At 66.7% G+C, this 23,582-nt stretch carries 19 protein-coding genes; 7 read left to right on the top strand and 12 right to left on the bottom strand.

The genetic code is table 11. The annotated features are described in order from the left end of the window. Positions 1 to 36 precede the first annotated feature (36 nt). The 4 genes from E1285_RS47365 to E1285_RS46635 are packed head-to-tail and all read right to left on the bottom strand — an operon-like array spanning position 37 to position 8,252. Complete coding sequence (locus E1285_RS47365; protein WP_243722814.1) at positions 37 to 3,717, bottom strand: SAV_2336 N-terminal domain-related protein; 3,681 nt, start codon at positions 3,715 to 3,717, stop codon at positions 37 to 39. Then, on the bottom strand, positions 3,710 to 4,651 hold the full coding sequence (locus tag E1285_RS16230) for an AAA family ATPase (protein ID WP_132152819.1): 942 nt from the start codon (positions 4,649 to 4,651) through the stop codon (positions 3,710 to 3,712). Before E1285_RS16230 ends, E1285_RS47365 begins: the two co-directional genes overlap by 8 nt. Beyond that, the gene (locus E1285_RS16225) at positions 4,651 to 6,684 is read right to left on the bottom strand and encodes a hypothetical protein (protein WP_132152817.1); all 2,034 of its coding nucleotides are present in this window, start codon (positions 6,682 to 6,684) and stop codon (positions 4,651 to 4,653) included. Before E1285_RS16225 ends, E1285_RS16230 begins: the two co-directional genes overlap by 1 nt. Continuing rightward, positions 6,681 to 8,252, bottom strand: a complete 1,572-nt coding sequence (locus E1285_RS46635; RefSeq protein ID WP_279510071.1) for a transposase — start codon at positions 8,250 to 8,252, stop codon at positions 6,681 to 6,683. The genes E1285_RS16225 and E1285_RS46635 overlap by 4 nt, the downstream gene beginning before the upstream one ends. A 1,105-nt stretch (positions 8,253 to 9,357) precedes the next feature. Here E1285_RS46635 and E1285_RS45610 point away from each other — a divergent pair. From E1285_RS45610 to ltrA, 4 genes are all read left to right on the top strand, one after another. Then, positions 9,358 to 9,591: a hypothetical protein gene (locus E1285_RS45610; protein ID WP_165966637.1), complete on the top strand. Its 234-nt coding sequence runs from the start codon at positions 9,358 to 9,360 to the stop codon at positions 9,589 to 9,591. A gap of 208 nt (positions 9,592 to 9,799) precedes the next feature. Further along, entirely contained in the window at positions 9,800 to 9,949 is a 150-nt protein-coding gene (locus E1285_RS16205) for a DUF397 domain-containing protein (RefSeq protein WP_243722813.1), read from the top strand. An 8-nt stretch (positions 9,950 to 9,957) separates the two neighbouring features. Continuing rightward, a complete protein-coding gene (locus tag E1285_RS16200) occupies positions 9,958 to 11,286 on the top strand; it encodes a hypothetical protein (RefSeq protein WP_132152813.1) in 1,329 nt (442 codons plus the stop codon). Positions 11,287 to 12,799: 1,513 nt separating this feature from the next. After that, complete coding sequence (ltrA, locus tag E1285_RS16195; RefSeq protein ID WP_132152811.1) at positions 12,800 to 14,191, top strand: group II intron reverse transcriptase/maturase; 1,392 nt, start codon at positions 12,800 to 12,802, stop codon at positions 14,189 to 14,191. A gap of 169 nt (positions 14,192 to 14,360) precedes the next feature. Here ltrA and E1285_RS16190 read toward each other — a convergent pair whose 3' ends face one another. Further along, positions 14,361 to 15,131: a transposase family protein gene (locus E1285_RS16190; RefSeq protein WP_132152809.1), complete on the bottom strand. Its 771-nt coding sequence runs from the start codon at positions 15,129 to 15,131 to the stop codon at positions 14,361 to 14,363. Between the two features lie 177 nt (positions 15,132 to 15,308). On the opposite strand from E1285_RS16190, the gene E1285_RS16185 reads away from it, so the two are divergent. Next, positions 15,309 to 15,854: a hypothetical protein gene (locus tag E1285_RS16185; RefSeq protein WP_132152807.1), complete on the top strand. Its 546-nt coding sequence runs from the start codon at positions 15,309 to 15,311 to the stop codon at positions 15,852 to 15,854. A 191-nt stretch (positions 15,855 to 16,045) separates the two neighbouring features. On the opposite strand, the gene E1285_RS48190 is transcribed toward E1285_RS16185, so the two are convergent. The 5 genes from E1285_RS48190 to E1285_RS16170 all read right to left on the bottom strand — a co-directional run bounded on the left by E1285_RS48190 (position 16,046) and on the right by E1285_RS16170 (position 18,562). After that, the gene (locus E1285_RS48190) at positions 16,046 to 16,174 is read right to left on the bottom strand and encodes a hypothetical protein (protein ID WP_279510070.1); all 129 of its coding nucleotides are present in this window, start codon (positions 16,172 to 16,174) and stop codon (positions 16,046 to 16,048) included. Beyond that, positions 16,158 to 16,745 (bottom strand): hypothetical protein, encoded by a 588-nt coding sequence (locus tag E1285_RS16180; RefSeq protein WP_132152805.1) that lies wholly within the window; start codon positions 16,743 to 16,745, stop codon positions 16,158 to 16,160. Before E1285_RS16180 ends, E1285_RS48190 begins: the two co-directional genes overlap by 17 nt. A 21-nt stretch (positions 16,746 to 16,766) precedes the next feature. Further along, on the bottom strand, positions 16,767 to 16,898 hold the full coding sequence (locus E1285_RS48185) for a hypothetical protein (protein WP_279510069.1): 132 nt from the start codon (positions 16,896 to 16,898) through the stop codon (positions 16,767 to 16,769). 178 nt (positions 16,899 to 17,076) lie between these two features. Continuing rightward, on the bottom strand, positions 17,077 to 17,901 hold the full coding sequence (locus E1285_RS16175; protein WP_132152803.1) for an SAM-dependent methyltransferase: 825 nt from the start codon (positions 17,899 to 17,901) through the stop codon (positions 17,077 to 17,079). Positions 17,902 to 17,983: 82 nt separating this feature from the next. Next, on the bottom strand, positions 17,984 to 18,562 hold the full coding sequence (locus E1285_RS16170; RefSeq protein ID WP_132152801.1) for a DUF5753 domain-containing protein: 579 nt from the start codon (positions 18,560 to 18,562) through the stop codon (positions 17,984 to 17,986). Between the two features lie 1,069 nt (positions 18,563 to 19,631). Between E1285_RS16170 and E1285_RS16165 the strand changes: the two genes are divergently transcribed. Further along, positions 19,632 to 20,489, top strand: coding sequence for a hypothetical protein (locus E1285_RS16165; RefSeq protein ID WP_132152799.1), 858 nt, complete (start codon positions 19,632 to 19,634; stop codon positions 20,487 to 20,489). Between the two features lie 263 nt (positions 20,490 to 20,752). Here E1285_RS16165 and E1285_RS16160 read toward each other — a convergent pair whose 3' ends face one another. Together E1285_RS16160 and E1285_RS16155 are read right to left on the bottom strand one after the other, a co-directional pair. Beyond that, a complete protein-coding gene (locus E1285_RS16160) occupies positions 20,753 to 21,079 on the bottom strand; it encodes an Lsr2 family protein (protein ID WP_132152797.1) in 327 nt (108 codons plus the stop codon). Positions 21,080 to 21,717: 638 nt separating this feature from the next. Further along, positions 21,718 to 22,176 carry a hypothetical protein gene (locus E1285_RS16155; RefSeq protein ID WP_132152795.1) on the bottom strand — a complete coding sequence of 153 codons (459 nt, stop codon included), beginning with the start codon at positions 22,174 to 22,176 and terminating at the stop codon, positions 21,718 to 21,720. Between the two features lie 304 nt (positions 22,177 to 22,480). Here E1285_RS16155 and E1285_RS16150 point away from each other — a divergent pair, with 304 nt between their 5' ends. Beyond that, the gene (locus E1285_RS16150) at positions 22,481 to 22,936 is read left to right on the top strand and encodes a lamin tail domain-containing protein (RefSeq protein WP_243722812.1); all 456 of its coding nucleotides are present in this window, start codon (positions 22,481 to 22,483) and stop codon (positions 22,934 to 22,936) included. Positions 22,937 to 23,582 lie beyond the last annotated feature (646 nt).

Below are 23,582 nucleotides of genomic sequence, written 5' to 3'. Positions count from 1 at the left end.
CCCGAGCCGACGGCTGGCGCCGGCTCGGGCTGACGGTCACCGAACCGTCAGGAACGGGCTTGGCTTACCGGTGTAGGAGACGTACAGGTGGTCGCGGGCGCGGGTGCAGGTGACGAACAGCAGGCGCCGCTCCTTCTGGAGGTCCTGTGCGTGCGCTTTGCCGTCTTCGGCCTCGGGTGTGATGGCCAAGGACGCGGGGATCGCCCCCTCCTCGGCGCCCACCACCGCCACGCACCTGAACTCCAGTCCCTTCATCCGATGCATCGACCCGACCTGGACCCCGACCGACATGCTGGGCACCTGGTGGGCCGTGATGCCCTCAACCTTCAGCCGTCCGGTAACCCTGCGGACCATGTACTGGTAGCGGGTCGCCACCCCGATAGCGCCAGGTTCGATCCCTTCGTCGAGCCAGGCGCGGACCTGCGCGGCCAGCGCGTCCAGTTCGGCGTCCTTGTCAGCGTAGCCGCGCACTACGGGAAGGCTGCCGTGTATGGGGGAGCGGTACCCATCTAGGGTGTCGGCCGAGTCGTCGAGGCCCTGTGCGGGTTCCAGCCCGAGCAGCGGAACCGCCCAGGAGAGGATCTCTTGCGTTGTGCGGTAGTTGAGCTTCAGCTTTGTGCTGCGGCCCCGCACGTTGATACCGAGGCTGGCCAGCGAGACGTGGCTTTCGTAAATGCGTTGATGCGGGTCGGCCACCACGAACAGATCGTCGGGCCCGCTGGCAACCAGCCGGCGAAGGAGCCGCCACTGGGTGGGGTGGATGTCCTGCGCCTCGTCGATGATGATGTGGTCGTACTCGGGTGCACGGACCAGTTCGGCGGCCTGATTGGCGAGTTGCTGGAAGGTGAAGAGGCCCGCGCTGTGCAGTTCATCGACCACCCCGGAGACGGCCTGCCACACCGCTCGCCGCTGGGTCTTTCCCAGCGGCACGCCGCGGCCGGTCCGCGGGCAGGTGAGGTAGTCGTCCAGGCTCCGAAGGTCCTGGGCGAGTATCACGTGTTCCCACTCTTGCTGCAGGAACGTGGTCGAGTACGGTAGGCCCACGGCGACCTGCTCCCACAGCGGATCCAGCACGTCTGGCCCCGCGATGCCCGGTCGGCCGTGGCGCGCGACGATGCTGTGGGCGAGCCGGTCGACGTTGTCGACGGTGATGCGCTGACGCACCTGCGCGTCATCTACCAGCAGATCCAGCCGCCGTTGTAGGGACTGCGCGAGGTTCCTGGTGAACGTAGTCAGGAGCACCCGCGCGCTGGCCCGCGTGGCTAGGTACCGGGCTCGGTGTAGAGCAGCCACCGTCTTGCCCGTCCCGGCCCCGCCAGTCACCTGCGCGGGCCCGCTGTACGATTCCCGTAGCACCGCCTTCCGCTGGACGGGATGTAGGAAGATCCGCCAGGTGTCGAACGGGCGCGCCAGGATCTCACGCAGGTTCTCGGGCCCATCTACGAACACCACGTGCCCCGGCGTGCGTCGCATCGCTGTTTCCAGATCGTCGGGGTCGACGGCGGTCGGTGCCTGCTCGGCAAGTAGCGACGCGACCTCCCACCATGCCTGTTCGACGGTCATACCTTGTGCCAGTCCCAGCAGCGCGATGTATTGCGGCTCGGGCACCAGCCGCTCCAGCGCCTCTAGTTGGTGTTCGTCAGTCAGTAACCGCACTAGCGGGATCAGCTCCCGGTCGATGCCGAGCTTGTGCAGGTCCTTGTCGAAGACGTGCCCGAACAGCCGGTACGCGCTGCCCTCGGCGACCTTCTCCAGCGTGGGGGAGAGCCTCTTCAGGCGCTCCTGATCCCAGGTCTCCAGCACGCCGATCGCCTGGTTGACGCTGAACCTCTTGCTCTTGGCATAGGCGATCGCTTCATCGTGCGCCAGCACCGTCAGCAGGCAGTACACGCCGCCCCGCTCGGGCGCCAGCACCAATCCGCTCCGGTACTCGTCGATTCTGATGGTGCGGATCCGTGGGTCCCGGGCACCGTCGATCTTCTCTAGGTGCAGCCCACCCACAGTGGGCTCAGCGAACTTGACGAGAGCTACCTCGACGCTCCTGCGCACTCTGGGTTCCAGCTTGGCGTACTGCGGCATGAACGAGGCAGCGATCGCGAGCTGAGCCAAGTGGCTCGACCGGGTGATGACCGGGGCTTCCTCGGGCTCGGTGGCTTCCCGCGTGCGGATAATCGGTGTGCCCTCTGGCAGCGCGCCGAGGAAATGTAGGGCATCGCGGGCGGCGTGCGTCAGCAGGCGCAGGTCGGTGGGCAGCGCGAGGTCGCCCTCGGCGTCCTCGATCGCCGCCGCGAACGTCGCTGTCGAACCCTTTCCAGCGACGACCCGCTGCCGCAGGACGTCGTAGGTGCGCCAGGCGTCCGATGCGCCTAGCAGTTCCTGTAGCGCTTCCTGGACACCGTCGCGGAACCGCACCACGGGTCCGGACGGGGGTTCGCACAGCTCGCCCACGACGACCTCGGCGATGTCGTCATTGGACGCGGCGGATACCAGTTCCTGTCGAATGAGGTTCAGCAGCGGCAGGGTGATCTCGGCGAACGGGGAGCTGAGGATGGCAAGCCGGACGGCTCGGGGGGAGGCGACGCGCCGGAACATCTCTACCAAGCGGTCTCCCGGAGCGGGAGCGTCATCGTCCTCCTCAACCTCTTTGGGGACACGTCCTGTCGGCGGGATCAGGAGTGCGTCACATCCTTGAGGGGCGTTGCGCATCAGCGTCGCCGCCCAGCGGCCGAGCGAATGGGGGGTGAGTGTGGCCGCCGGGATCGGCATCCACTCCACATAGTGGGGTGTGTCAAACGGGTGCCGTGCTGTGAACCGGAGCCTGGTGTTGGGGGTGCCGGGAGCGTCCCCGCCCGCCCGTGCTGCGGGCAGGTCCAGGCCAGTGCGCCGCCACATGCGCGTGGGTAGCGGGCTGATCAGCGCGGTCGGTGTCGAGCTCGCCCAGGTCCGGATCGTGGTCCAGATGTCGGTGCCGGACCATCCGTGGGCGGCTCCGTCGGTCAACACGATGAGGAGACGGCGTCCGTCCGGGGCGCGTAACTGGTCCGCCGCGGCGGGCCGGCCGCTTTCGTCGCGCAGGACCGGGGATGGGTCTTCCGCGGATATCCGCCACGTGCGGATCCGACGAAAGGCCCCGAGCTGGTGCAACAGAGACGTGAACTCGGCCACCGCCTCGTCCCACACCGTCATCGAGGGCGAGCTGTCCACGACCAGGCCCAGTTCGAACCAGCGTTCTGGGGCGGGACGGAACTGGGGGATGAGTGTCCAGGTCTGGGCATAGGCCGTGATGGTGGCGTCGATGTCGAGTTGTGACCGGCGACCGCCCGGCCGGGGCCGCTTGAACGGGCGCAGGGACCGCGCGAGGGCCAGCGGGGAGGGAAGCGCGCTCGCTTTCCGGACGTTGACTTGCCGTCCGGCTGTTGACGCTGGGTGCGGGGTCGTGTCTGCCGGTTCCGAAGATGTCGACACCGCGTCGTTCCGTGCAGGAGCGGCGTCGTGCGCAGAACCGGGGTCAGGAGTCGCGCCAGCGAATGGTTCGGTCTTCGCAGGTGGCGGAGTTGAGGAGTGCGGTTCCCGGGCGGGCGGGGAGCGGTCGGTGCTCTCGTTGGGCGCCGGTGCGGTGGCGGCCAGCCACAGGGCGTTGGCGATCGAGGCGCCGTCCAGGGTCCGGTCCAGCGTCAGCATCGACCGGACGCAGTGGGCCAGGTCGGCGTCATCCATGGGAGAGTTCCCGCAGTAGGAGGGCGACTAGGTCGTCGTGCCGGGCGCCCTGGGGGGCGTCGTCGCCGGAGAGTACGAAGACCGCGCTGAGCAACTGGTCGACCGCCAGGTTGTCGCCGGCGCGTAGGCGGGTGACGAACCCTCGCACGAGGGTGGCCACCGGCCCCTCGGCGGGTACCTCCACATCCAGGTGGGCTTGGACGACCTCGCGAAGTGTCTCCTCGTCGGGTTCGGGCATCTGGAAGCGGATGCAGCGCCGCAGGAACGCTGGAGGGAAGTCGCGCTCGGCATTGCTGGTCATCACGATGAAGGGGAACTCGGTGCACTGCACTTTGCCGCGCTCGATTGTGTACGTCTCGTCGCTGTCCCACATTCGCACCGCTACCTGCTCGGCCTTGTGGCGTTCGAGTTCGAGGATCGGGTACTCGCCTCGCTCCAGCACGTCGAGCAGATCGCTGGGCAGGTCCAAGTCGCTCTTGTCGATCTCGTCGATGAGCAGTGCGCGCGGCAGTGTGGCTGGCACCAGGGCTGTCCCCAGCGGTCCGAGGCGCAGGAATGGGGCGATGTCGTCGACTGTTTCGTCGTGGCCAGCGGCGGTCCTCAGTTGCTGCTCGTGGATGCGGCCGAGCACGTCATAGCGGTACAGCGCGTCTTCCAGTGTGCTGCGGGATGTGATGTGCCATCGCAGGACGGGGCCAAGGGCCAACTCGTGCGCGACCGACTCGATCACCGTGGACTTGCCGGAGCCGGGAGCCCCAGTGACCAGCAGGGGACGGCGCAGGCTCAGCGCCGCGTTGACCGCGTCGGGCAGGCCCTCGGGCGGGCGGAACTTCTGACCGAGTGGGCGGTGCGGGAATTCCCGCCAGGGCGGGGGTGGCGCAAGCTCGACCTCGCGAGCGGTGCCGTCGCCTCGATAGTAAGAACCCCAGGACATCAGGTACTCCTCGTCTTGTAGCCGCGCGGGGGTAGCAAGGCGTCGCAGAACGCGAGCCATTCCTCGTCGTCCCAGACCGCGCGCAGGTCGGCGACCGGGTCGCAGGATTGGTCGCGCCACCGGGCGCGATAGGCGTGCAGGAAGCCCAGCGGGAGCTCGTTCCAGGAGTCCTCGACGCGCTTCTGGTGCTCGGGACCGGCGCTGGCGCTTTGCGGCCACACCACGATCGGCGCGAACCGTAGCAGCAGTTCGAACAGCTTCTCGTTGCGGTCAGGGGAGGCCAGCAGCCCCACGCCCCTCCGGTACACGCCGTTGCGGAATTCCTCGTCGAGCCGGTGCTGCTCGACGGCCTGCCCTGCCGGGATCCAGTCGAGGCGGCAGCCTTCGGTGATTGAGGCGATTTCGGTCAACCGCCGGCGCGCGCTCCGGATGGCGCGGCGGGTGTCTGGCAGCCTCTCCAGCCAGCGGCTCCAGCGGGGTAGGACGTCGTAGTCGACGCCGAGTCGCCGCTCGTAGGGGGACTCCTCGGGGCGCCACTGCAGCAGCAGTCCGGTCGGCATCGCGACCTCGATGCGGCGGAGGGGGAGGCCGAGCGCGTCGGCGTGGTCCTCGGCCCAGTCCACCGCGTTGGCGAGTGCGGTCTCGGTCCCAGGGCGGTCGCTGCCGGAGCAGTCGAAGTTCTCGTGTTCATAGACGGCTTGGTCGTGGAGCAGCCAGGCGCCGATCTGCTCCGGCCAGTCGTCGGCTAGGGCGTAGTGGAGGCTTACGATCAGGCGGAGTTGGCGCTCCACCCGGCGTTTACGCCGGTCGTGCACCGCGTCATTGAGCGCGACTAGCGTATTGATTTCCGTCGCCCAATGCCGCAGTTCGGGCTCGTCGAGGTTCCGACCTGCGTCGTCAGCCAGCTCTACCACGAACCGGGTCAGCGCTTTCCCGCATGCCCCCCTGCTAATGGGAGCGTTACGCGCGACATACTCGGCCGCGTCGATCTCGGTTTGCAAGTCACCGACTGGCTGGTCGTCGGAGACGGCCATATTTAGGGCCGCCACGGCCTGACGCAGCCGCGGCCCGGTCAACGCGGCAGGCATGAAGGACCGCAGAAACGCAGCGGTCCGGTGAGCCAGGATCAGGCGTTCAACGAGACTGGCGGCGCGTGTCCGGGCGGTTCCCGGTTCTGCCTGCGCGATCTCTTGGTGCAGCCGGTAGAGATCGACGAGAGTCCAGCCAGGCCCAACCAGCCCGCCCAAGTTCAAGGGCGCCAAGGCTGTGTTTAGCTCTACAGTCCCGTGCGGCCCGAGGGGCGACATGTTGGCTTTTGCGTGCCGGTTGCGCGAGAGCCAGAGAGGGACACAGGAATCGCTGCCGTCGTAGAAGAAATGGGTGATGCTCTGCTGCGTGATGTGCTCGCGCAGCTCGAGGGTGATCTCGGTCAGGCAGAGATGGGGGTCCGATCTGGCCAGGCCGGCATCCATGAGCCGGGCCAGCCTGCGGGACATGGCCATGTCGTAGGCGGGCTGGTTCACCGCCGCGGCCATTAGAAGCGCCAGCCGCGTCTTCCCGCTGGATGAGCCGATGGTCAGGGTGCTGGCTGGGGGGATGGCTCCCGCAGCGTCACAGGCGTCGACGATGGCGAAGACGCCTTTCACGCCAGTGTGGTCGGCGGCTTCGCCCACGAGCCGTCCGACGTCGACGCCGCTGCTCCTGTCACCGCTCTTCGAGTCGCGTGCCATGAGGTAAAGCGTGGGATCGTCGCCGGGGGTGAACCCGTGCCCGAGCAGGGCCAGCACGAGCGTGGCGCCCTTGTCGGCGGCGCGGGAGATTGAGGTACGCACCGCCGCTTCGATGTCCGGGACGGTCAGTTCACCGTGGAGGACGGACTCTCCGCCGGGCAGGCCCGGGTCACAGCCGCCAATGCTGGGATTGCGCAGGGCGTCGGCCAACTCGCGGGCGGCAGGCTCTAGAGCGGCGAGCGTGCTCATCGAGCGGCATTGCGTGGCGATCACGAGCACGTGTCGGCGGTCCGCGCCCGTCATGGCACCGCTGTGAGGCCCTGCAGGGCCTCCATGACCGGCCCGGCCACGTCAGCCTTGGCCAGATACTTGGTGGCGGTGTGCACCCATACCCCGTCGGAGTCGACCCGGCTGCTGGAGGGCACGACCCCCGCTGCGTTGGCGCGGACGTCTTCCTCCAGGACAGGCCGCGGCACGATGATGTCGTCGCGGTCCCAATAGTTGAGCCATTGGCCCACACAGCCGGGAGTTGTGGGTGGCGCTGGCCGGACCTTCGGCCAAACGACCGCGCGCATGGCCAGGGGAGAGCCGAGGGTGACCAGGAGCGGCACCGACGTCTCGTGGCCGCACAGCGTTTCGAAGCTCACGACACTTCCCAGCGAATGCGCCACAACCACGGTCGGGCCAGAGCCGAGCGCGTCCGCCACGACCGCGCGGATCCGGGCGTCAAGAGGATCGCCCTCGCCATCCTGCTCGCGCCGCGCGAGGTATCGGGCCACCTGGGCGAAATCACGGATCAACAGCTTGCCACCCGCCCACTGACCGGCACGCCCCCACGGGCCGGAGCCCAGCAGCGTTGTGCCCGCGTTGATGACCCGGCGCACGAGCTCGCCAGCGCCCTGGGCCTCACCTTGCGGACAGAGCTGAGCCAAAGCGCGTTCCACCGTGGCGTCGATTAGCCCGTTCGGATCCTCGTCGTGGGCCTGTACGTGGGCCTGCACGATCTCGGTGAACAGCCGATTGAGCAGGACCGCTTCGTCCTCATCGAGGTTGATGCCCCCGGCACCCTGGGCCTGCGGCCGCTGGAACAGGTCACCGTAGTAGGCGAAGACAACCTCGGCCAGGCTGCCGTCGATCAAGCCTCGCGCGGCCTCGCCGTGCCCGGCCCGCCGGGCGCCAGCGGCCAGCGCGTCGATCCAGCGCTCCCGATCCTCCTCGACCCGTCGAGGCCCTCCGATGCCATGGACGAAGACCAGCCGTGGTGCCACCGAACCTCCACGTGAGACGTCTTCCCATCGGGAGCGGGTGGAAAGAACGGTCTGACAAGGATTGCCTACTTTATGACACCCACCGCCGCCGGAACCACCAAATCCAACTCGGGGTCTCCTGTTTCGGTGTAACTCCTTCAAGGAGCGGGCGACTCTGACACGAGAACACCTGTGAGCTGCTCGGGCGGGTTCGAATCGGACGGTGAGGCCGAGGCGATTGGCTTCCTTGATCATCCGGCGCATGGCGCGCTCGGGGTCTCGGCGGGCGAAATAGTCGGCCCCGAGTTCCTGGTAGCCGGTCTTGTGCTTGAGGATGTGCCAGATCGCCACAGCGATCTTCCGCATGACCGCGAACTGGGCTTGGTGTCGTCCGCGGCGGGCCGCGATGCGCCGGTAGAAAGCGCTCAGGTAGCTGTCCTTCTGCCGGATCGCGGTCATGGCGGCCACGCCGAGAATGCGTTTGAGGTTGGCGTTGCCCTGGCGGGTACGGGCGGACTTGGAGACTCCGGCGGACTCGTTCATGCCGGGGCAGACCCCGATCCAGCAGGTGAGATGGGCCGCGGATCCGAAATGGGATCCGGGATCTGGCTCACATTTCGTGATCGATACGGACCCGCCCAGAGGATTACCCGACCTGGGCGGTGAGCAGGACTCGTTTGCGGAGCAGCGGTAGCCCGGCTTTCTCGAACATCTGTCTCTTGATCATTTTGGTGTGGTTCATGCGGCCCTCTACAGGGCCGGAGTTCCAGGGGCTGGTCAGGCCCTGGATGACGGCGTCAAGGTCCTGGTGCTTGCCGAAAAGTACGTCCGTGCAGGTGAGAGCCGTGATGCGCGGCGGGTCGCGGCGCAGGGCTGGGAACCGTCGTGGGACAGGCCAACGACACGGCCCTCACCCCGGGATGATGGGCGATTGTGCTGTTGCGACTGGCCTACTTGACCGTCACCAACGCGTTCGCGGTGCTGCGTCTGCTTCCGATGACCGATAGGGAGAAGGACGCCGAGATCTTGGTTCTGCGACATCAGATCACGGTGCTGGAGCGCCAACTGGACGGGGCGAGGGTGCGGTTCGTCGGCCCGGATCGAGTACTGCTCGCGGCGCTGCTGCACCGGTTGCCTTGTGGTGTACTGCTCCGGATGCGGCTGCTCGTGCGGCCGGACACGGTGCTGCGCTGGCACCGTGACCTGATCGCGGGCCGACACGCTGCCCGCTCGAAACCCAGGACTCGCGTTCGGACTCGCGGTTGGGAGAGACGCTCACAGGTGGACAGAGGAAACGCCTGGCTACGCGAAGATCAAGAGAATGGTTCGGCTGGGCCGGCGACTCGCGGTCGGGCTCGCGGTCGGGCTCGTGGGCGGGCTTGCGGTCGGGCTCGCGTCCGGGCTTGGGGCTGGGCTCGTGTCCGGGCTTGGGGCTGGGCTTGTGTCCGGGCTTGGGGCTGGGCTTGTGTCCGGGCTCGTGTTCGGGCTTATCGAGTGGGCGGAGACTCCGGCGGTCACAGGACGTTTGAACACGCCTGTCGCCACTTGGCGCGCGGACCGTGCCCTGAACCTTCTGCGCGTCTGCGTTGTCGGACTCGTAGGCGGGCTTGCGGTCGGGCTCGCCGCCGGGCTCGTGTCCGGGCTCGTGTCCGGGCTTGGGGCTGGGCTTGTGTCCGGGCTCGTGTCCGGGCTTGGGGCTGGCCTTGTGTCCGGGCTTGGGGCTGGCCTCGTGTCCGGGCTCGTGCTGGGGCTCATTTTCGGGCGGCATCGTGCCTGGCTGGCGTATCTGGTCGCCAGCTTCTGGCTGGCCCGGCAGCGGCGGCTGCCGCGGTCCTTGATGACATTTCTCGATGACGCGCACCGTTTGGGCCTGCTGAGGACCGTCGGCCCGGTCTATCAGCTTCGGCACGCCGAATTACACGACCACCTCGCCGCCGCCTACACCGCGTCAGCGGATCACTAGGCGGGAGGACCGGGCGGGTCGGCGTGCCGGGTTATGCCGCGCTCGTCCTCGGCGGTGTCTACCGCCAGCCCGCTCTACCGCTCGCACGACGGAAACTCACCGGGCCCCACCAAGGTGGAAGATGATCTAGCTTAGCGTGGAATCCGGCGGAGCGGAGGCCTCACGTTGCCGCTGATCAAAGAGTTTCGTCAGTAGACCGCCCGGGCTGGTGGCCTTCCGCGACTCCAAGGACCCCGCAGGGCCCAAGCTCTGCTTCGCCCCGGCCGCCTGGCCTGGGTTCGTTGACGGAGTGAGAGGGAGGCCACGTCGTAGGCGGGTCCAGGTAATCCAAGCGCCGGAAGTATCGCAGTACGTTTAACTTCCCCTATGAGGGACCTCGATTTTGCTGCTTGGAGGGCCGTCGATCACGGCGAGCGCGAACTGGACTGGTCCGTCTGGCTCGGGCGGCCGGAACATGCTGACCATCTAACGGCCACGGGCCGGGTGCTCATCCCTCGCATGGTGTCCGACCTGACCGCCTTCTTCGGATCAAGATGGCTTCACCGTGCCGCCTATCCGGATCCCCAGACGGGCCGTCAACTCGTCCCTGGGCTTGGGCGGTTTGCCCCCACCCTTGCGTCCTCCGACCGGATGCGTCCTGGGGCCTTCATCGAAGCAGTTCGTTGGTGGGCGCCCCTGCAACTCCTCGAAGGCAGTCAGGTTCTGGGTGTCCGGTCCGTCCGAAACGACGCGCGCAAAGACGTGAGGGCCGCCCGGCTCTTCCATACCCTGACGCAGACCAGGCTCGCAGCGATGGGGACTTCCCTCGGCGCGGACGTCACTCTGGAACCTCCCACGACTGGTGGTCCCGGTGACGTGCTACTCAAGGTGCCCGGCACCGAACTCTTCATCGAGGTTGTTACCTTGAGCCCAGAAAGCAAATTCACCCAGCAAGACGAGTACACCAATCGTCACAGGTTCTACCTCCATGCGCTTGAAGGCCGTCTGCCGGTCTATTTCGAAGGCGACGTCCCCGGCTTCCTTCACAAGGCTGAGGAGGAGCGTTGGGTCCAAAAAACGAAAGAAGTCGCAGTCCAATGCGCCCAGACCGGACGTCCAGTTGAACTATCTACTGGCGAGACTGGCTTCCTCGTCGTAAAGCCGGGGCCAGTTCCGCCTGGCACAGAGCTAATTGGGCCGTTTATTGAATCAGACCAGGGAAGCAGGCTGGTAGAGGTAATCCGCAAGAAGGGCGTAAACACCCAAGGGGCTGGGCTCGCCTGGATCTGGGTCGAAGACCACGGGGGCTTGCATCCGACCACCGAGTTCTTTCGCCGTCCGCTTGCGGAACAGCTCGACGCGATGCGAAACCTTACCAAGGAAATCTTCGACGGATACCGGCACATTGCCGGCATCATCTATTCTTATGCGCATCAGCGCGCTGCGCCGCTTCCCCCGGACGGCCAGGCTCAACGCCTCGATGGATACGCCCTTCAGCGAGGTCTGCCGATCGACCGCGTTCGTCGCACGTTCATCGTCACCCGCCGCCTATCCCTCCCAACGCCGACCGAATTTCTAGTCAAGATGTGCGATCAAGAGCCGTACTGGCTAGACCGGACACTCGCGCGCTTACACGTCGCCGACAGCGCACAAGCTTTGCTGGTACCGCCACCTGGAGCCGCAGCAAGACGATCGCCGCTATGGACCCCACCGTGACTACGCACCTGGGCCCCGAGGCGTACGCTCAGTTCATGTCTGAAGTCGAATGGTTTGGGACGGAGCCGACCAACTTCGATGCCGGCAGCGTCGCCGCCCGCGAAAGCCGCTGCACCTGGCACGGCGAGATGCATTCGGGTGATAGATGCATGGATCCACCTGTGACTGGTGTCCGCGCCGCCGGCGGACGCTGGCTGGCCTGCGAGCGTGCCGTACAGGAGATCGAAAAGCGGTACGGAGTTACAAGGCCGCCCTCTCGCTAACCCCGGATCAGCACCGAGCTCAGCCGACTGAGCGTCGGCCAAGGCGGGCTTGCTTGTGACGCCCGGCTGGCCCGCGGTCCCGTTGGTACAGGGCGTTCGGGCGGCTTGGCCTTCCGCGTGCTGGCGGGCGAACTGGGCGGCGAACGGCATCCGGACGCGGTCGTACGGGATTGCTAGGCCTGTCCCGCGGCATACCTGCTGCACTCAACGAACTGGCGGCACGAGCCGGCCGGACGGGTGCTGCTGACCTCGCCTGCTGTCCCGAGCGGAGGCCGGACCTGGCGGCCGTGCCGCTGCTCGCTGAGACGCTGGCCAGGGGGAAGGGCCAAAGAGCCCGTCGCCGGGCAGGCCGCGGATCGGGCAGGTCGCCGCGCGCACCGTCCGCCACCTAGCGTTCCTGCGGCACACCGACACCACCGCCCGCCAGGTGATCGAGTCGGTCCGGGACTGCCCGGCATCCTGGCCTCGTGGTCGCCAGCGACCAACTGCCGTATCTAGACTGAGAGCCCCAACGAGAAATGGGTCTCTGAGAACGCGGGCACGTGCCGGTCCATGCTCGCCCCAAGCGCCGGGGCGACCATGGTGCGCGCGATCACCGCCGAGGTATCGTACGCACCCGCAGCAAGGATGCTGGACAATCCGTGATGCGGCTCTAGTGAACGTTTTCCGTGCGCCCAGCAGAACGGGAGGTGATGCCGCGTGAGCGGCTGATCTTGTGGTTCGTAAGCTCGTCGTCGCTTGCCGGTGTGAGTCCGGTCCGGGTAGCTGCCAGGAGGCCCGGTAGCAGGCTGGCGGTTTCGTCTGGAAACGGGCGGGGTCGAAGCCCAGCGTCGAAGGCCCTGATGGGGGAGCGACGGTGCGGTCCGTAGCGTGAAGCGAAGCCTGCGGCGTCGTTACTCACCCGCCCGTGAGGGTGGGGCAAGGGAGTGCCGAGCCTCTCGGAATCGGGGTGAAGGCCATGGAAGCGGTGAAGAGCCTGGAAGCAGCCGCGAGGAACTCCCCGGCGTATGGGGCGCGGAACGTGCCGATAGTGGCGGCGGGAACTGGGGAGGCCCTCCCCGGCCCAGTGACCTGCGGAAATTGTTGCTGGAGTGTCGCACCTTATAACCGATGACCTCGGGAAGTGGGTGGCGTGCCGGAAGGGCGTCGGAGGTGGCCGTAGTACTGATCGAGCCGACCGGACAACATAACCGGCGGTGAGGGAAGGGCCACTGCTTCGTCGATGCATGTGATGTTGAGGAGGAGGCCCGGTGAGTGCCGGTCAGGCTATTGCCGCCGCTTCGGGATCGCGTCGGCCGTCAGTGCCGCGTGATCCGGTCCGAGCCTTGCAGCATGTGCTCTACCGGGCGGCCAAGGCCGATCCCGGACGCAGGTTCCACGCGTTGATGGACAAGGTCTATCGCAGAGACGTCCTGCAACGCGCGTGGGTGAGGGTGCGTGCGAACAACGGCGCACCGGGCATCGACCGGACCACCCTGGCCGAAGTCGAGGAGTACGGGGTTGTCCGGCTCCTGGAGGAAGTGGCCGCTGAGCTTCGGGAAGGCCGCTATCGTCCGTTGCCTGCTCGTCGGGTTCTGATTCCCAAGCCGGGGGTCAGGGACGAATGGCGTCCGTTGTCGATCCCGGCCGTTCGGGACCGGGTCGTACAGGCCGCGCTAAAGATCGTGTTCGAACCGGTCTTTGAGGCGGACATGCGCGACTGCTCGTTCGGTTTCCGGCCCCGGCGGTCAGCCCATGACGCCCTGCACGTGCTCATCGACGAGCAGGCGAAGGGGCGCCGATGGGTGGTCGAGACGGATATCGCCGACTGCTTCACGGCGATCCCGCACGATGAGTTGATGCGAGCGGTCGAGGAACGCGTCTGTGACCGGTCCCTGTTGAAACTCCTGCGGCAGATCCTGCGCGCTGGGGTGATGGAGGACGGGCAGGTGCGACGCGACGTCACCGGCAGCCCGCAAGGCGGGGTCATCAGCCCCGTCCTGTGCAACGTCTATCTGCACCGGCTCGACCGGGCATGGGACGAAGCGGATGGGGTGCTGGTCCGTTACGCGGACGATCTGATCGCGATGTGCTGGTCGCGCAGTCAGGCCGAACGGGCTCTTGCCCGGTTGACCGAGCTGCTGGCCGGGCTGGGGTTGGAGCCCAAGGCGGCCAAGACACGCATCGTCCATCTGGAGGTCGGTGGGGAGGGCCTGGATTTTCTGGGCTTTCATCACCGGCTCGTCAGATCTCGAGGCGTCAACGGAAAACGTGGCGTTGTGTTCCTCGCGCGCTGGCCCGCGGACAGGGCCATGCGGCACGCCCGCGACCGGATCCGGGAGATCACTGACCGGAGCAGGCTGCCGCGACGGCCGGAGACGATCGCGGAGGACCTGAACAGGTTTCTTCGCGGCTGGGCGGCGTACTTCAAGTACGGGCACTCGGCAGAGCGTCTCAGCAAGATCAGGAGATTCGCGCAGTGGCGGCTGGCGCGGTTCGTCAGTAAGAAACACCGGCGCAGCATGAAGTTCGGATGGTGGGTCATGAGCAATGCGCGGCCCATCGATCTCGGCCTGATCAGCTTGTATGGAATCGTCGTCGCACCCAGGGCCGGAAAGCCTTGGCGGGAAAGACCGAATGCCGGCGGTGAACGACGTCGGTAAGCCGTGTGCGGGAGAACCGCATGCACGGTTTGACGGGCGGGAGCTGGAAACGGAGTAGATCTGGCCACGGTCATCGGGGAAAGCACACCCGACCGGGAAACCGGCGGAAGACAGGCCCCGAGCCCTACCGCCAGACCACACCACCGCGCCAGCTCCCGACCCTCCAACTTCATGCGGCCTGGTGGTGAAGGGTGAGGATGGCTTGGACGATGGCGGTCAGGCGGGACGGTGAGCAGCGGGCCTTCCGCAGGATGTGCCAGCGTTTGAGGGTGGCGGCGCCCTGCTCGCCCAGGGCGCGGACGCGGGCGTGGTGCCGGTTGAACAGCTTCTTGCGTTTGCCGAGCTTGCGGCGCTTTCTGCGTTTGTACGGGGTGCCGATCGCGCCGCCGGCTCCGACATAGGCCTTGTCGGCGTAGCAGGCGATCGCGCGGCTGGTGAGGGCATCGATGATGCCGTGGGCGCGGGCGGCGGTCAGATCATGCGTTGATCCGGGCAGCGCGGGTGAGGCCCAGATCAGCCGTCCGTGCGGGTCGGTGAGGAACTGGATGTTGACGCCGTGCCGGTGGTGCTTGCCCGAGTAGTGCAGCCGGTCGCCTGCGCCTGACAGCCGGTCGGTCGGTGCGAGGGTGCCGTCCAGGATCACGAACGCCTTGCGCTGTGCGATCCGCATCGCTTCGCGCAGGTCGGGCGCGAGTTCGGTGAGCAGGGCGACGACCTCGGTGACGTAGCGGTGCGCGGTCGCCACCCCGACGCCGAACGCGGCGGCCAGGCGTTCGAAGGTCTCGTTGCAGCGCAGGTGCACCAGCACCAGCAGCGCTTGGCGGCCCGGCGGCAGCGCTCGCCACCGCGATCCGATCCGGTGGCGGTGGCCGGCGATGAGATCGGCCACGAAGGTGCGGGTAGAGGACGACAGATCCAGCGCAGCGCGGTAGAACAGCACCAGAGGCTCCTGGCAGTGCGGTTGTTTTGGTCGACTTCGCATCTACCAGGGGCCTCGCCGCATCACCGGCCGAACCCGCCTACCGCAACCAGCCCGTGACCAGCACGATCAAGATGGAAAAGGCTCACTGCAACTAGCGATGACGAGCCGGACCTGGTTCGCCAGAATGCCTTTACGATGACGGGCGTCCTCGCTGAGGTGACCCGGCCTGCCGTCACGGTCGAACTGGCCAAGCATGTCCAGGACAAGATCGGTCGACGGACCGCGCTGACCGAGCTTCAAGTCCGGGTAGCGTCTGCGTCCGGTGTGCTCCCTTACCTACGTAAGGCGCAGCGTCGCGCGTTCTTCGCGGCCTTCCTCGACGAGTTAAACCGCATTGCTCACCACTGGACCTCCTATACGTCCCACGGGGGCGTTCTTCGCCAGCTTCAGGAGTTCGGTGGGCTATGGGCTATCCCGGACCATGAACTCCACGAGATCCTCAAGTGGATGGTGCTGCTCTACGTGGGCGAGCCAGGAGGCCGCGGTATGGGGGTGAACCGGAAGGTGTTCTACAGCAACTCCGGCGCCCCGCTCGTCGCCTCGATCATCAAGGACGCCCCGGATATCGCCGGACCGGTCCTCACCGAGCTCGGGTCCGACAAGGACGTCAAGCGGGCATGTGCCCAGAGCACCCACGTAGAAAGGCGCTACCAAGACCTGCTCGACGTCGCTGAGTCGTAGAACACGTCGGCTGTTCCGAGGCGAACGGTGATGGGCGTGCGCCGCAACTCGACGGAAGATCGCGAAGTCCGCCACCGGCCCAGCGGGCAGCAACCGCATCTCTGTCAATGACCGACAATCTCGGCATGTGAGGGCGGCCCGGCCTCGCCAAAGGTCGTTGGCGATGTCTGTCGTCCGACGAGAAGTGCGGGTTATCGGTCGAGGTAGTTGCGACCGGCGGCGATCCAGCGGTCGAGGGTGCGGCGGCTCACCCCCGCCAGGCGCGCGGCGTCGCCGAGGTCGAGCAGTTCGGACAGCTCATCGTCAGCAAATAGCTGCATGGCTTCCCCCTGGCGTGCAGTTACGCCTTGCTCTCGGCGATCTGTACCGCTTCGGCAGGTCCGCCACTGTGATCCCCGCCTCGGCGTACAGTCGTGCCTTCCGGTCAAGGATGTCGCGGTCGCTCGTCACGAAGACGTCGTGACCGTGGGCGAAGTGACTCGTCAGATGCTGCACGTCCGTCATCCGCTGCCGCCACCTCGTGCCCTGCTTGTCGTTGGATGCATCCGGCATCTGCGCGTGGCTGGGGAACACGATTCCCTTGATCGCCTCGTCGGCAGCGGCGGTGGCGTCACTGACGAACCCGTCCCTCCCGTCGAGCATGCTGTAGTCGAACCGGAACGGTCCGGTGGTCAGGCCGAGGATGGGACGCTTCTCAAGCCATGCCTGATTGGCCGCCACGTAGGCGGCGCTGGCCCGATCTTGATCGTCTTGGAATCCGGCGGTGAGCCACAGTTCGATGTCGCCGGCCTTCGCGAGAGCCACGAGACGGTCGAGTTCCGCCTTGTAGTGGGTGCCGGTCACTCCGTAGATCACGCAGTTCGTGTCGAGAGTGAACTTCGTCGTCTTCACCCCTCCAGTGTGCAGGCTGTTCTACCAGCCGACCTCGTGTGCTTCCCGGAGCAGCGACGCCGCCAGCATCACGACCACGACCGCGTTCACGGGGGTGCTGTGGGCACGGCAGACCTCATGGACGGTCACGTGCCGGTTGAACCGTGTCGGCATTGGGTCACCATGGTCATTAAGTGACGGGAACCGATAGCTCTTCAGCGCCGCGCGCAGCGGCGTCAGAGCACAGGTCGAGCGCACGGCCTCCAAGGAGGTTTCGTCGTCCGGAACATCAAGGCGGTCGGGGAACCCGCCGTACTTCATCTTCTCCAGGGGGTCGTTCAGAAACGGGGCCTCAGGGTTTGCGGGCGACGCCGCAGTAGGCCTCAACGGTGCCGGGGGGGAGTGGGGAGGGGGCAGGGCGCCAGTGCGGCAAGGGGACGACGCCGGGGTCGACGAGTTGGAGGCCGGTGAAGAAGGCGCGGATCTGGTCGGGGCTGCGCAGCCGGTAGGGGTCGGCGCCGGTGTCGTCGTAGTCTTGCTGGGCTTCCAGGAATGCCTGGTCGGTGGAGGTGCCGTCGTAGAGGGCCAGGTAACTGCCCGGGGGGAGCGCGGCGATCAGGGTGGTGATGATCCGGGTGGCGGTGGTGTCGTGGGGGACGTGGCCGATGATTCCCATCAGCATCAGCGCGATCGGCTGGGTGAAGTCGAGATGTTGCCGGGCCCCGGTGAGGATCTGGTCGGGCTGGTGCAGGTCGGCTTCGAGGTAGTGGGCGGCGCCTTCGGGTTTGCTGGTCAGCAGGGCACGCGCGTGCACCAGTACTAGGGGGTCGTTGTCGACGTAGACGATGCGGGAGTCGGGGGCGGCGCGCTGGGCGACCTGGTGGGTGTTGTTCTCGGTGGGGAGGCCGGTGCCGATGTCCAGGAACTGCCGGATGCCTTTGCGGGCGGCGAGGTAGGTCACGGCGCGGCCGATGAATTCGCGGGAGGCGCGGGCCAGCGGGATGATGCCGGGGAAGGTACGTGCGTATTCCTCGCCGGCCTGCTGGTCGGCAGGGAAGTTGTCTTTGCCGCCGAGCCAGTAGTTCCAGATCCGCGCCGAGTGCGGGATGCTGGTGTCGATTCTGCCTCCGGGGTCATCGTCGGGGGCGTCCCAAAATTTCCGGTTCTCGCTGCCCACAGGTGAACCCCACCCCGCGTGGTTGCTTGCCCTTTCCTTCCATCAGACCAGACCTGGTGCGCTAGTGCACGGGACGGTGTGGTTATGGCTGGAGCCGGTCAAGCATTTTCAGTAGCAGGCTGACGCTGGCGTGGGGTTCCATGGCCTTGAGCGCCAGTTGCTGGTAGCGCAGCGCGAAGTAGTCGACGGATTCGCTGTCGTCCACATAGATGCCGTGATCGTTTTGTTCGAGGTAGACGATGTCGCCCACGCCGGGTTCGGGGAATCGCATCAGTGTGATCGGCCCGGCGGGAACGACGCGTTCGGCGTCGGTGCTGCAGACGAGCTGCAGGGTGATGTGCGGGTAGGCGGCCATGGCGATCAGGTGCCGCAGTTGTCCGCGCAGTACCGTGGGCGGGGCGGTGCGCCGGGCTAGGGCCCTGGGGTCGATGATGGCCCAGTAGCGGGGGGCGTCCGGGCGGTGCAGGACTTGCTGGCGGAGTTGGCGTAGTTCGATGCGCTGTGCCAGTTCGTCTGCGGGAATGCCGGGCAGGTCCTCGGTGATCATGTGCCGCGCGTAGTCGGGGGTCTGCAGCAGCCCGGGGACGCGACGTGGTGCATAGACGCGGATGAGGTCGAGTTCGGGCTCCAAGGTGAGGTAGGGACCGAACCACGCGGGCACCACTCGGCGGTGGTCACGCCACCAGGCATCGCCGTCATGTCGCCGAGCGCGGGCCAGAAGTCGCCGGGCGGCATCGTGTGGGTCATCACCATCGACGGGGGCTCCGAAGGCCAGGGGTGCCAGTCCGGAGGCGAGTGGGCCAGGGGAGACGAGACCGATACCGCAACCAGATGTGTCGTTGAGCGGGCTGCCTGCTTGCCCCGAGCGAGGCGGCTCCGGGAGCAGCCGCCTTTCACCCGCTGGTGGCTTGGAACGCAAGGGCGGTGGTGCGGGTTCTGGCCGAGCGGGGGAGGTGTGCGCGGGCTCTGCTGCGGGCCGCCCAGGTACCTCGTCAGCGACCTTGGACGGGGCAGGCTGGTGGAAGCGGCGATGGAGCTCTTGGCGGGAGCTCATGGCGCGGGTGTCGAGTCCTCGCTGCTCGGCGATGTGGTGAATCACTGCCCAGAGGCTCTCCACCAGTTCCCAGCGCAGTCTGTCGGTATGGATACCTCGCATTACGTCGTTGGCCGTTGAGCGGGGTAGGTGCTCGACCTGAACGCCGTGCACTATCCGCTTCGCGGACGCCAGGTCGCCTGATACGCGCGCAATGTGAGCAAATGTCGGCTTGTTGGCCGCAAGGTGATCTCGGTTCAGGAGTGCAACCACTGCGGTGAACTGCTCCACGCGATCACGTTTTGTCATGCCCTCGGTCCGATCGATCTCAGCTGCCGTCCGCCGATGTCATCGAACATAGTGGCAGCTTCCTGGCGGAAAGCCGGTCACATGACACAAAGCAGTCGACCTGGTTGACCCGTAACGCAACACGGCGCACCCAGCCGATATCCAGCGAACGTTCAGATTGCGGTGAATTCCGGATGCTCCTCGGATACCGGTCGGTATATCCGAGGAGCATCCGGGAAACGGCGTTTAGCTCGCGTCATTTCACCGGCTGCCGTCAGTGTGATCTCACCTCACACAGGATGCCCCGGGCCCCGGGCCGGCATGGGTGCCATTACACGAAAGGAACGCGATGCTGCGGTGCGCCGCATCACCACTTCAGCGCCTGATCAGCTGCTCGGATCCGGCCAGCTTGGCCGGGCCGGGTACGGGCGCTACCTGCCTGGATGACGCACGGGCCGCGCTGGCGCTGATCACCATGTGGTCGATCCAGACGGGCAAGACCCTCCCCGCGGTGCCGATCGAGCAGCTCACCGCCCGCCAGCTTGAGGACTTCTGGGCTGACGACTCCATGCTCGACTTCCGCCTCGCCCCCCCAGGCCCGCCTCGACCGCCGGTGAGCCCCGCCGTCTCGACCGCCAATCCGGCCGGGCGCCCCTTCCCGCCGCATTCCATCAACCAAGCGAGAAACCCCAAGATGCACACCACTCTCATCGCCGTCGATATCCCCAGCTTCGGTGACCGGCGACGCGACGCCGACGCCCAAAGATTCCTGCGCACGCACCTGTATCGTCACCTGCAGGAAGCCTTCGAGATGTCCAGGCTGCCCTGGGAGGCATGCCACCGCGAGGACCGCGGCGACGGCGCCCTGATCGTCACCCCGGCCGAGGTACGCCCCACCGCCGCCCTGGACCCGCTGGCCCACCACCTCACCGCGCTGCTGCGCCGCTCCAACCGACTCGCCAACGAACTCGGTCGGCTCCGGCTCCGAATGGCCGTGCACACCGGCGACATCGAGCGCGACGAGCACGGTGTGCTCGGCCAGCCGCTGACGCACCTGTTCCGGCTACTGGAGGCCCCCGCCTTCAAACAGCACCTCGCGGCCGCCGACGCCGACCTCGCCATGCTGGTCTCCCAGCAGCTCTTCCAGCACGCCGCCGCGTCCGGCCTCATCAACGCCGCCGCCTACCGGCCCATCAGCGTCCGCTACAAGGAAACCCGCACCTGCGGATACCTCTGGCTACCACCCGTCTACTGCACCGGGCACTGACCCACACGCGCCCCGGTATCAGAGGCCGTACTCAGAACACCCCCCTGCATGGCGTGCTGCTCGACCCCGCGCGGCTGAGGTTGTGGCAAGCGCAAGGTCGATGAGGCGAGTAGCCATTGCGGTTGGGTGGGCCCTTCACCCCTTCCGATGACCACTCCAGGTGGCCGCCACGGGCGATCGTCCCTTCCCAATGCGGAAGGCGGGACCCACCAGCCGGAGCTGATGAGTCCCCCGGGCGCCGCCTATAAGGCTGTGCGGGCCGGCTAGTGCGCGGCCTCGTACTGCTCGATGACGTTGGCGGGGATGCGCCCACGCTCGTTGACCTTGATCCCGTTGGCCTTCGCCCACTCGCGGATCTCGGCGCTGCGCTCACGGCTATTGGCGCTACGGGCCGAGGCCTTGCCGCCCCTGGTGGCCTTGAGCCGTCGACCGCTCTGCATGTAGGCGTGCAGAGTGACGCGAAGCTTGTCCGCATTGCCTTCGTTCAGGTCGATTTCATAGGCCGAACCGTCGATGGAGAACCGTACAGTCTCGTTCGCCTCCGAGCCGTCGATGTCGTCCGTCATCTGAACGACTACCTTCTGAGCCATGCCTGTTCCCCCTACTGCCGTTCTTCTGAATATCTCGACCGTAGCTGACATCGGCGCGAAGTTAATCCGAATCAGAGCCCGATCCGGTGTCAGCAGGGGTGACGAGTGCCCGTCGCGCCGATCGGGATGGAGTCGCCCCGGTCTTGTAAACACCTGATCGCTTGGGAGGATAGGAGCCGGCGGAGTTGGTGCGGGCCGGTCGGACACCGAACGAGCCGGCAGGGGGAGTTCGACCTCCGGCCCAGCCGATCCAGAAACTGGGTGGCCCAGGCCGACCGCAATGACGGACGCAGGACCGATGGGCCGAGCAGCGCGGAGAAGGACGATGTGTGGCCCGACTGCGCCGCGGGTCCCTCAGCTGCGTGAAGAGCGGAGATCTCGCAGAAGGCGGCGATTCTCCTCGCGCGGGAGAATGTTCGGCCAAGATGAAGCACCGGCTGATCGGTGCGGAGAAGACACACCACGGTGTCTCGCTCGGAACTGGGCTTAATGCTGTGAGCTGGGGTTTTGTTGCGGGATCAGTGGCGTGGTTGCGACCAAGGTGTCGTTGCCGCTGCTGTACCGGGTTGATGCGTGGAGTGCTCGCATTGTTCGGGGTTGGGCAGCTGAACCTGTCCCAGGACGTTCTTCTGCGAAAGTCATTGGCAGTGGAACGTCACCGGGTGCCGGTGATCGGCGGAGCAGCCGAAGAAGCCGCCGTGGCTGTAGCGGCCGACCTCCAGGCCGGTCGGCTCCTTGGCGGCCCAGTAGGCATCGCCGGGGGCACCGATGTCGAGGTCGGCGTCCTCGGTGGGCCTCCAGCGGGGCGGGCCGCCGCGGTGGTCGGACTCACCGCCCCATTCGGAACTGTCGAGTTGCAGGATCAGGTGAGCGGGTGCTCGGCACCGTGCGCACGTCGGCGGGTCTCCCATATCGGTCACGTTCCAGGACATGCCGCCGCCCATTTTGCAGCCGGACGCGATCGACAGCCCGTACTGGTACGCGGGATAGTCGGTCTCCCAATCTTCGAGCGCGTCCTGGAGCTCCTGGGGGAGCACTTCGTGGTACGGGTACTCGATGTCGGTTCGGGGTCCAGGACGCAGTTCGGAACCAGCCACTCCTTCTCGACCATGCGAGGCGCCGGCGGGTCGGCGAGGACAGCGACGAGGGCAACGAGTAACGGCAGCGGGATGCTGCGAGGGCCGGTTGGTATGTCGACAGAGTGAGGGCGTCCACTGTCGTGTGGTGGGCCAGTGGCCGGTGACGGACCATGCGTCATCCGATGGTCTTAAGGCGGCGTCCATTTAGGCCGTGACGTCGGATCATGCTTGCGGGTTGACGGGTTGTCCCGCGTTGGCCATCACCCTTTGTTACCGGCTGGTCGCCGCTACAACTGGTGCCCAACAACACGGGAGGCAATGGGTGAAGAGGATCCTCGCGACCGCGGCGACCGCGGCGACTGCGGTGGCCACGGTGACGGCGCTCGGGGTGATGGCGGTCCCGGCGGAGGCGGCGTCGCCGGTGCAGATCTACCGGGTGTATTTCGACTCGCCCGGTTCGGACAACCGGTCGAACAAATCGCTGAACGGCGAGTGGGTGCAGCTGTTCAACACCACGAACACGACGAAGCAGCTGAAGGGCGTGAGGCTCCGCGACCGTACGGGCTACACCTACACGTTCGGGTGGTTTCAGTTGAAGGGGCGCAAGAGCGTGTACGTCCACACGGGGCGGGGCTCGAACACCGCGACGCACCGGTACTGGGGCCGGAAGGCGTACGTGTGGAACAACGGCGGCGACACCGCCTTCCTGCTGTACCCGAGCGGGAAGCGGGCTGACTCGTGCTCATGGACGAGCAAGGGGTCCTCGAAGTACTGCTGACCCGGCGGGGCGTGGAGGGGGATGAGGGCTCGCGGCTGAGGCAGCGGGCCCTCATCACTTGGCGGAGCCCCGGTCCCCCATGGCCCGTGACGGCGGCGTCATGACCCGGAAGGTGTGCTCCGGGGGTGGGTGCGGCGGTAGTGGTCGCAGAGCGGGGTCTCGACGCGGCGGGCGGAGTCGGTGGTGCTCTGGTAGGCCTGGGCGGTGGGCGCCCGGTTCGAGGCCGGGACGTTCTTTATGGCGTCAGCCGCGGCCGATCGGGCACCGGTAGCGGCTCGGGCCGCCGAGCACGCGGCGGAGCGGCCAGGGGTGTCGGCCGTCTCGTGGATTCCTGCCAGGTGACAGGCTGCTGTCCATCGGGGGCAGAGCTGTGGGTGTTCTCCGGCACGGGTGGTGCAGCGTCTACGACTCTTGCGGTGTTGCGCACCTGCCGATCGGAGTCGCATGTCCCGTCTCGCTGTCCTGGTGTCAATGGCCGTTCGGAACTCCCCGTAGGCGGCCTTGAGATCTCCCCGTAGGTGTTTTGTTCCAGGACATGTTGGACGTAGCAGATCCGGGTGATCTTTGACGGTTCCGGCACATCGTTGACATTGGATGCTCGATGATCTTCCGGTGGCGGATGAGGTCGAGGGGTTCGACGATCGGG

It is taken from the genome of Actinomadura sp. 7K507 (assembly GCF_004348425.1).
GTDB lineage: Bacteria > Actinomycetota > Actinomycetes > Streptosporangiales > Streptosporangiaceae > Spirillospora.
This window is presented reverse-complemented; position numbering and strand designations above follow the sequence as displayed.